Consider the following 10476-nt stretch of genomic DNA (forward strand, 5'->3'; position numbering starts at 1 on the left):
GTGCGGTGTCTGAGCCGCGGGTGAGCGATTCGTGGTGATAGAGTTCGGCGTTGGGGGTCCACACGTTGCGGTAGCCTTTCTGCGAAAGACGCAGGCACAAGTCCACATCGTTGAAAGCAACCGCGAGAGACTCGTCGAAGCCGCAGACGTCGTCGAAGCGGTCTCGCTTTATAGCCATGCAGGCCGCAGTGACCGCCGATAATTCCTGAACCAGCTGGGCACGGCATTTGTCGCCGGGGTTTCCGCGGGCCATGCGGTGGTAGGCGTGGCCCGCTACGCCTTGACCCGCCACGGGTCCAAGTCCGAGAATAATGCCGGCGTGTTGAATATGATTATCCGGGTAGTAGAGCATCGCGCCTACAGCTCCTACACCTGGCTGAATTGCCAGTGATACGAGCTCCGTGAGCCACCCTGCCGTAATGATTTCGGTATCATCATTCAGAAACAGCAGAATGTCACGAGCGCTTTGCTTCGCTGCGGTGTTGTTCAGGCGCGAAAAGTTGAATGGTTCGTCGAAGACGATAACTCGTTGGTGCTGGCGCCGGCCCTCCCGTTCGAGCAGGTCGATTGTGTTTTGCTCGTCCGATTGATTGTTCACGATAACGATCTCATAGTTGCTGTAGTCGGTACGTTCCCGGATGCTGTTTAGGCAACGCCGCAGGACCTCACCGCCATTCCGGGTCGGGATGATGATCGACACCGATGGTTCCGGCTCCCGAAGCTGGTAGGAAACGCGCCAGTTGCCGGGACGGTCCGGGATCGGCGTGACGCAAGCCTCGACGCCCTGACGTTTGAAGTGGGCGTCGATGGATTTTTTAGACGCAGCGATCGCGTAGTCTTTCGCGCTTGACGCGCGGGCGGTTGAACCCTCAATGGCGCGCCAGTGGTAGAGAACACGAGGAATATGGACTATTTGGTCACGTGCCACGCGTTCGATGCAGCGAAAAGCTAGATCATAATCCTGACTACCTTCATAGCCTTCGCGAAAGCCACCGACGTCGCGCACCAATGCGAGTTGATAAACGCCGAAGTGGCTGAACATATTTTGACCGCAAAACAGGACGGGGTTCCAGTCCGGCTTAAAATACGGATCGAAGCGCTTTCCAGTCTCGTCGATCTTGTCTTCATCGGAGTAAATGAGTCGCACCTCGGGATGTTTAACTATAGTCTGGGCGACGTGAAACAGTGCGTGCTCGGGCAGTACGTCGTCATGATCCAGCAGGGCTACATAGTCACCGCTCGCTAGTTCGAGTGCATCGTTGGATGCAGCCGATATATGACCGTTTTTCTTGCGCAAGACAACCTTGATCCGATTATCTTTAGCGGCGTACTCTTGCAAGACTCTCCGCACGTGTGGTTTTGTCGAGGCGTCGTCGGCAATGCAGAGCTCCCAGACGCCATAGAGTTGGCTGCGGACGCTGTCCAGGCACGCGCGCAGCCATCGCTCGGGCGTGTTGTACACCGGTAAAATGATGGAGATCAGCGGCCGTCCTTCCAGTGCGAAAATATCGGCCCTGATCTGCGCACGCAAACTGTCGCCCAAAGTGTCGTAAGCCTTGATCCACTCGGAATAGCCCGTTCCCTCATGCGTGTTGCAATACAGATTCTTGAGCGCACCCCTCGGGCCGCGGTGCAGCGCCACGGAGACCGCGTGAACCATTCGCAGCCATGTTTCGTCCCGGGCCTCCTGCGAACTAATGCGGCGAATACGCAGGCTGCCTAACAGGAATTCGCTAACCTCAGAGCTGTCGCTGGGGTCTAGGCGCAATGCGTATATGGGACGTTCGACCTTGATGAGCAGCCGATGATGGGTGGTGTTGTCGGCAAGCATAAGGAGGTCGCTGTCTTGCTCTCGAAAGCCATCACCATGATCGCGGTACAGCTTTGGATGACTTAATCGGCCTGCGGTCGGCCGGAGCGCCACGCTCAGCACATACCAGCCGGGATCTATGCGAGCAGAGCCCGGCGGCAGATGCAATTGGAAACTAGGGTCGATTCCGGTGGTCGACCAAATCTGGACATCGTGAAACGGCATCTGGACAACCGGTTTCACGTCAAGAATCGGTGTCGCCGACAGGGGTATACCGGACAATCCGTGGTTCAGACGTCGCGCGACCGTACTCAGGGACGCCGTGCGTACGATCTCGGGGGCCATTTCTGTCTGTGCTGGAATCAGTCGGTCCGGCTGCCCGAGTTTGGAGAGCGGTTGGATGCAGAGCACCTCGTCGAGACTGGCACTGCGTTGCTTGGTGCCGTGCGGGCCGGTGGCCGGGTTAAGGCGGGTGGTGTCGAACATTGCTGGTCCGTGGGCCAAGGTTTCGGTGAAGGTGTAGCGGCCGGCGTCGGGTGTTCGGTGCGCTAGATCCTCGATTGCGGTGGTGCCGGTGAGGGTGGTGGCGTCGGCGAAGTTGATGCCGACCTGGAATACCTGTGGTTGGGCTCGCAGTACCGCGGTAAGGCGGCCGATGAGATTTTCGGGGGCGAAGAACTGCCAACCTTGACCTAGGTGTAGCCAGTACCGTGCGTCGATCTGGGTATGAAGCTCTGCTAGTTCGCTTCCTGGTCTGCTGGTGAACCTGCGACGGATGAACTCGAGGAATCCGTAGCGTTTCCGCAGCTTGGCGCGGTCAGGGGCGGACAGGCCGGTATCGAGCACCAGGAAGCGCCCGACCCGTGACACATCGAGGCAGCAGGCCAGGAACGAGTTCAGTGTTTGCTCGGTGGTTTGGCGGTCCGGTCCGGCGATGAGGGTGACGGTGATCTGGGCATCGCCGGGTTTAGCGATCAGGGACTGCACCACTGCTTCGGGATACGGTGAGGCCGCCTCGAGCATGGCCGGTACTGAGAAGTCGCGGTTAGTCGCGATGCGTTGCCGGTCGCAGTCGGGGATGTCGGGACGCGCGACTAGGCGTCGGCACAGCGCGAACGCCTCGGCGTGCTTACCGATCCAGGCTGCGCACACCGCCTGCTCATCGAGCGCGCGCCAAGCGTAAATCTCGGCAAAGTATCCCAAGACGAAGAGATCCTCTCCGGGGAATGGGATCTCGGCCGCCTGCTGGGCAAGCAGGTAACCAAGTCGGTAGCGTTGGTCGAGGCGGTATCGAACGGCGATGGCGTGAAGGGCTTCGGCGCGGGTGGGGCGGGAAATCCAGGCGCGTAGGTAGACGTCTTCAACGTCTGGCCACGGTTCGTCGAGTTCCGCCATCGAGGCCGCCAACCGCAACAGTGCCCAGTAGACCTCCTCGTCATCGCCGCCCATTTCGATTCGTCGCGTACACCAGTTGCGCGCGTCGGCGAAATCGCCCATCTGGAAATAGGTTTCGGCGAGGAACAAGGCCGATCGTGCATCCTCGGGATCGCGTTGGACCTGGGCTAGCAACCGATCGCGTTCCTGCTCTGACTTGTGCCTGACCACATGCATCCGTGCAGGGGTGTTCTGCTCGTGGAATTCACGGAATAGCGATGTCGCGATCTCAGTGGCCAGCGAAGCCAAATCCGAAGAGTCGCCCAGCATTCTGCGGGCCGAGACTATCTTCAGGTAGTCGTCGAGGGCGGGCTGCAGGATCGGCCAGATGCGGGAGCGTACGGTGTCGTCAGGCTCGTGGATGATCGCCTTCTGGAGGTGGTGGAAAACACGAATCTGCAGCGTCGCCCGCAGCCTGATGCTGCCGATCATTGTCGCCAATACGAACGGGAAAAGCCTGTCGTTGAGGGCGGTCGACCGGCCGCCCGGCGTGCGGTCCAGGATCCCGCGATCGGTCGTGGCCGCGGTGAGGAAGCTTTCCACCTCCTCCTCAGACAATCCAGCACGGCAGTAGTCGGTCCAGGTGGTAACGAGAGACCGGTACTGCGCATCGGTGAGTCTGGCCTGAAGGGCCTTGATGATGAGCCGGCCGGGTGGAAAGTGGGCGCGGCGGAATATCCCGAAGGCGAGGAGCAGGACCGCCGTGTCGGACGGACCTGCAGCATCAACAGCATCGGCGATCACTGCGGCTGCCCCCGCGATGTCCCCGGCGTTCATTAGATTCCGGAAATTCCGGGTCAGCTCTGCGTCACGGTGGGTCGGCCTCGGCTTAACTCGAAGCTCGTCGCCTACGAGGTGTCCCGCCTCGGCGTTACCCGACTGGCTACCTCGCCTTTGTCGCTTGCCGGGTTTACACCCTGCATGCTGCTTCTGCGCGGAGTTCGTCTCCGCGAGCACCAGCGAGGTACCGCCGACGGTCAGATTGCCCAACGGGTCGTCGCTGGCCAGGTCGTCACGGGCCCAAGAGCCCTCGATACCGTTGCCGACCGCAGCGAGCAGGAATGTTGATCCGGCCACGCGCTGGCTGGACGCGAGCTCGAACCGGCCATGCCGTGCCCAATGCTCATAGCCCGACGAGAATGCGCCATCGCGCACGGCGAGAGCGATATCGGGAAACGTGCGAAGGTATAGCTCCTCGTCGAACAGTTCGCGGCGCGGCAGTTCGTCCATTCCGGGAGTCCCCTAGTGGTCTGTCTGCAGTTTGATCTGGTGGACGGTTGAACCGTCCCAGTGAGCCCAGAGACTTCCTGATGTGAGAGCTCAACTGGGGGCTGGTCTCCGATGCTGAGCGTAGTAGGCGGCCGCAAGTTCGGCGGGTGGAATGCCGCCGCAATATGGCCCTTCGTAATTGACGGTGTGTAGAGGAGGTCGACGCATCGTTGCCCGGATAGGGGGTCGCGGTCTTCCGATGATGAAGGTCATCCGCGATCCGACGCTGCTGCGACCTGCGCCGGCGGCTTCACGTTGAGTCATTCGTCGAGTTCGGCGACGAGATCGTTCACGACGCCGACGGGCCGGTCGCGGAGGACGCCGACGGCGTACCGGGCCGCCTACGAGTCAAACTCGACCGAGTCCAGTTTATAAAGCCGACTCAATCCAATTCATAATTCCGATCCAATCCAGTTAATAATTCCGACCGAGTCCAGTTCATTTTGCGACCGGTTCCAGTCTATAAATTCGACCGTTTCCAGTGTTATCGAAACTATTTCAATGAGGGATCGGCTTGCGCTACCGTTTCGACGGTTACTCGAATGCAGTCTCGCAGTATGCCCTTCAGCAGGGCTGGCGATGAACATGAGGGTGGAATGTCATGAGCTCTCCCTTTTACATTGACCCCGCCGTCGTCCAGTGGCTGACTGCGAACCTCGACAGCATCGGCGAGAACTTGGCCAGCGCCAGTGCGGCGGCGGCTGTTCCGACGACCGGGGTGATGGGCCCGGCGGCCGACGAGGTGTCGGCGGCCGTCGCATCGGTGTTCGGCCAAGTTGGGGACGAGTATCAGGCGCTGGCCGCGAAAGCAGCGGCGTTCCATGACCAGTTCACCCGCACCATGGCCGCCGCCGGGGCTGCATATTCGGGTACTGAGGCTGCCAACGCGGCGCAAATGGTCGAAGCTGCGATGCGCTCACCGGCTGCTGCGATCAATGGGACAATCGCGGCGGCGACCGGGCGTCCGTTGATCGGTAACGGCGCGAACGGAACCTCTGGCGTGCAAGGCACGGCCGGCGGTGCCGGCGGATGGTTGTGGGGCAACGGCGGTGCCGGTGGTAACAGCACGGGGGCGGGCAATGCCGGCGGTGCTGGTGGCGCGGCGGGGTTGATCGGTAACGGCGGGGCCGGCGGCCTCGGCGGTCCCGGCGGCGCCGGTGGTGCCGGCGGCCGCGGTGGCTGGTTGTACGGCTTCGGTGGTGCCGGCGGCGCCGGCGGATCATCCAATATCCCAGGCGTGATGGGCGGTGCCGGTGGTGCCGGTGGCGCCGGCGGATTCTTCATGGGCCATGGTGGTCCTGGTGGTCCCGGCGGGGCGGGTGCGACGGGCCTTGCAGGTACTGTCGCTGATCCGAATGGTGGTCCCGGTAGTGACGGCGGTGCCGGTGGCGCCGGTGGCGCCGGCGGGTTGTTCATGGGCGCTGGCGGTGACGGCGGCAACGGCGGGCAGGGCGGCAACGGTGGCGCGGCCCTGCCCGGTTCCGGCGGGCTCGGCGGCACCCCCGGCAACGGCGGTCCGGGCGGTGCCGGAGGCCCCGGCGGCGTCTTGGGTGCCCAGGGTGCTCAGGGCGCGCAGGGTGGTCAGGGTGCTTACGGCGCGACCGGGTAGCTATTTACCTGGTGCGGCTGTGGCTTGAGTGGCTGACCGACAACCCCAACTACACCGGGCCGCTCGAACCAACGCGTTGCCGCGGCTGCGTGGCGGCTGGAGCGAAAATTACTGGAACACAAGCGAGAACTGCGAGCATCGGCGCCGGTGCTGCATATCGCCGACCCTTTGACTCGACAAACCGCTGCGCCGCTCTTCACCTGGAAATCGCCCTTCCGCTCGAACTGGTGGACATTAAGCAGTCTCATCACCCCTTGCAAGACAGGCACTTTCGCAAAATCAGCAGCGCGTGACGCGGAGTTGCGCGCAAAGTCCAGGGTAGCCTGACGGCGGCAGGCGGTGCTGACGTCACCAATGATCCACAGCCGCCGCTATTTCGCGTGCAACCCGATCCGCGACGGGCGATTGCTATGTAAACTTTGAGCGGTGTCCAAGCCAGTGACAGCGCGCGCCGCGATCTGCCTGAACATGATCGTGAAAAACGGGGCCGATGTCGTCGCGGAGACGCTTGATTCGGTCGCGCCCTACATCAGCTCGTGGGTAATCGTCGACACCGGCTCCACCGACGGGACTCCGGCCGTGATCCGCAAACACACGGCCCGCCTGGGCATTCCGGGTGAGCTTTGCGAACGACCATGGCGCGATTTCGGCCACAACCGCACCGAGGCACTGAACCTCGCGCAAGGCCACGGCGACTACATCTGGGTCATCGACGCCGACGACATCGTCGTGGGCACACCCGACTTCACCCAACTAAGCGCCGACATCTACCGCATGCGCCTCGGAGATGCCTCCTTCACCTACTGGCGCCCGCAGTTGTTCCGCGACGGGGTGCGCGTGCGCTATGCAGGCGTCGTCCACGAGACGGCCGTATGGGAGCCTGGCTGCGTCGTTGGGCGCCTGGAGGGTGACTACTACGTCGAATCTCGTCGCCTCGGTGCCCGCAGTCAGGATACGCAGACGTATGCGCATGACCGCGACCTGTTGCTGGCCGAGGTCGAACGCAACCCCGAGGATGCGCGGTCGGTGTTCTATCTGGCCCAGAGTTACTTCGATCTCGGTGATTTCGCTAACGCTCGTAAATGGTATGAGCGGCGGGTCGAGATGGGTGGCTCGGACGAGGAGGTCTATTACTCGATGCTCCGGCTCGCGGAGTCGATGGTGGGACTCGAATGGCCGTGGCAGGTTGTCCAGGACGTCTACCTCCAGGCGTGGGAGTTTCGGCCGACCCGCGCTGAGGCGCTGCACGCCATCGCTCGGCGGTACCGCGAAGAGCAGCGCTACCTGCCCGGTCACTTATTTGCCCAGCGCGCCGCCCAAATCCCCTTTCCCGAAACGGATCTCTTGTTTATCCGCGCGGACATCTATGCGTGGCGCGCGCTCGATGAGCAGGCGGTGTGCGCCTCCCAGCTCGGCAAGCATGCGGAGGCCTTCATGCTGTGCCGGCGCCTGCTGGCCCGCTCCGACATCCCCGACGGTGATCGGCAACGGATCGCGGTCAACCGCGACGTCGGCGTACCGGTCATGCTCGAGGCGGCGGCATCGTATCCCGACGCGCTGGTGCAGCGTCTCGTCGCCGGCCCGGGCGCCAAGGTTGTTGTGAGCCTGGTCGCCGGACCGGACCGCGAGACCACCGAGCAAACACTGAACTCGTTCCTGGCCTGCTGCCTCGATGTGTCACGGGTCGGGCGCTTCCTGGTGCTCGATACCGGCCTGTCCGCCCCTGACCGCGCCAAGCTGCGGAAACGCTACGGATTCCTCGAGTTCATCCGTCGCAGGTTCACCAGCAGACCAGGAAGCGAACTAGCAGAGCTTCATACCCAGATCGACGCACGGTACTGGCTACACCTAGGTCAAGGTTGGCAGTTCTTCGCCCCCGAAAATCTCATCGGCCGCCTTACCGCGGTACTGCGAGCCCAACCACAGGTATTCCAGGTCGGCATCAACTTCGCCGACGCCACCACCCTCACCGGCACCACCGCAATCGAGGATCTAGCGCACCGAACACCCGACGCCGGCCGCTACACCTTCACCGAAACCTTGGCCCACGGACCAGCAATGTTCGACACCACCCGCCTTAACCCGGCCACCGGCCCGCACGGCACCAAGCAACGCAGTGCCAGTCTCGACGAGGTGCTCTGCATCCAACCGCTCTCCAAACTCGGGCAGCCGGACCGACTGATTCCAGCACAGACAGAAATGGCCCCCGAGATCGTACGCACGGCGTCCCTGAGTACGGTCGCGCGACGTCTGAACCACGGATTGTCCGGTATACCCCTGTCGGCGACACCGATTCTTGACGTGAAACCGGTTGTCCAGATGCCGTTTCACGATGTCCAGATTTGGTCGACCACCGGAATCGACCCTAGTTTCCAATTGCATCTGCCGCCGGGCTCTGCTCGCATAGATCCCGGCTGGTATGTGCTGAGCGTGGCGCTCCGGCCGACCGCAGGCCGATTAAGTCATCCAAAGCTGTACCGCGATCATGGTGATGGCTTTCGAGAGCAAGACAGCGACCTCCTTATGCTTGCCGACAACACCACCCATCATCGGCTGCTCATCAAGGTCGAACGTCCCATATACGCATTGCGCCTAGACCCCAGCGACAGCTCTGAGGTTAGCGAATTCCTGTTAGGCAGCCTGCGTATTCGCCGCATTAGTTCGCAGGAGGCCCGGGACGAAACATGGCTGCGAATGGTTCACGCGGTCTCCGTGGCGCTGCACCGCGGCCCGAGGGGTGCGCTCAAGAATCTGTATTGCAACACGCATGAGGGAACGGGCTATTCCGAGTGGATCAAGGCTTACGACACTTTGGGCGACAGTTTGCGTGCGCAGATCAGGGCCGATATTTTCGCACTGGAAGGACGGCCGCTGATCTCCATCATTTTACCGGTGTACAACACGCCCGAGCGATGGCTGCGCGCGTGCCTGGACAGCGTCCGCAGCCAACTCTATGGCGTCTGGGAGCTCTGCATTGCCGACGACGCCTCGACAAAACCACACGTGCGGAGAGTCTTGCAAGAGTACGCCGCTAAAGATAATCGGATCAAGGTTGTCTTGCGCAAGAAAAACGGTCATATATCGGCTGCATCCAACGATGCACTCGAACTAGCGAGCGGTGACTATGTAGCCCTGCTGGATCATGACGACGTACTGCCCGAGCACGCACTGTTTCACGTCGCCCAGACTATAGTTAAACATCCCGAGGTGCGACTCATTTACTCCGATGAAGACAAGATCGACGAGACTGGAAAGCGCTTCGATCCGTATTTTAAGCCGGACTGGAACCCCGTCCTGTTTTGCGGTCAAAATATGTTCAGCCACTTCGGCGTTTATCAACTCGCATTGGTGCGCGACGTCGGTGGCTTTCGCGAAGGCTATGAAGGTAGTCAGGATTATGATCTAGCTTTTCGCTGCATCGAACGCGTGGCACGTGACCAAATAGTCCATATTCCTCGTGTTCTCTACCACTGGCGCGCCATTGAGGGTTCAACCGCCCGCGCGTCAAGCGCGAAAGACTACGCGATCGCTGCGTCTAAAAAATCCATCGACGCCCACTTCAAACGTCAGGGCGTCGAGGCTTGCGTCACGCCGATCCCGGACCGTCCCGGCAACTGGCGCGTTTCCTACCAGCTTCGGGAGCCGGAACCATCGGTGTCGATCATCATCCCGACCCGGAATGGCGGTGAGGTCCTGCGGCGTTGCCTAAACAGCATCCGGGAACGTACCGACTACAGCAACTATGAGATCGTTATCGTGAACAATCAATCGGACGAGCAAAACACAATCGACCTGCTCGAACGGGAGGGCCGGCGCCAGCACCAACGAGTTATCGTCTTCGACGAACCATTCAACTTTTCGCGCCTGAACAACACCGCAGCGAAGCAAAGCGCTCGTGACATTCTGCTGTTTCTGAATGATGATACCGAAATCATTACGGCAGGGTGGCTCACGGAGCTCGTATCACTGGCAATTCAGCCAGGTGTAGGAGCTGTAGGCGCGATGCTCTACTACCCGGATAATCATATTCAACACGCCGGCATTATTCTCGGACTTGGACCCGTGGCGGGTCAAGGCGTAGCGGGCCACGCCTACCACCGCATGGCCCGCGGAAACCCCGGCGACAAATGCCGTGCCCAGCTGGTTCAGGAATTATCGGCGGTCACTGCGGCCTGCATGGCTATAAAGCGAGACCGCTTCGACGACGTCTGCGGCTTCGACGAGTCTCTCGCGGTTGCTTTCAACGATGTGGACTTGTGCCTGCGTCTTTCGCAGAAAGGCTACCGCAACGTGTGGACCCCCAACGCCGAACTCTATCACCACGAATCGCTCACCCGCGGCTCAGACACCGCAC

The 10476-nt window shown here is 61.4% G+C and carries 3 protein-coding genes; 2 read left to right on the forward strand and 1 reads right to left on the reverse strand.

Annotation, left to right across the window (positions count from 1 at the left end):
- Positions 1–4474 (reverse strand): glycosyltransferase (locus A5673_RS21590; protein ID WP_068237249.1); only part of this gene is annotated, 4474 nt, incomplete at its 3' end.
- Between the two features lie 640 nt (positions 4475–5114).
- Here A5673_RS21590 and A5673_RS21595 point away from each other — a divergent pair.
- Both A5673_RS21595 and A5673_RS21600 read left to right on the forward strand, forming a co-directional pair.
- The gene (locus tag A5673_RS21595; protein WP_068237251.1) at positions 5115–6122 is read left to right on the forward strand and encodes a PE family protein; all 1008 of its coding nucleotides are present in this window, start codon (positions 5115–5117) and stop codon (positions 6120–6122) included.
- Between the two features lie 426 nt (positions 6123–6548).
- Positions 6549–10476 (forward strand): glycosyltransferase (locus tag A5673_RS21600; protein ID WP_156748463.1); only part of this gene is annotated, 3928 nt, incomplete at its 3' end.

This window comes from Mycobacterium sp. E3198, from assembly GCF_001667015.1.
Taxonomy (GTDB): domain Bacteria; phylum Actinomycetota; class Actinomycetes; order Mycobacteriales; family Mycobacteriaceae; genus Mycobacterium.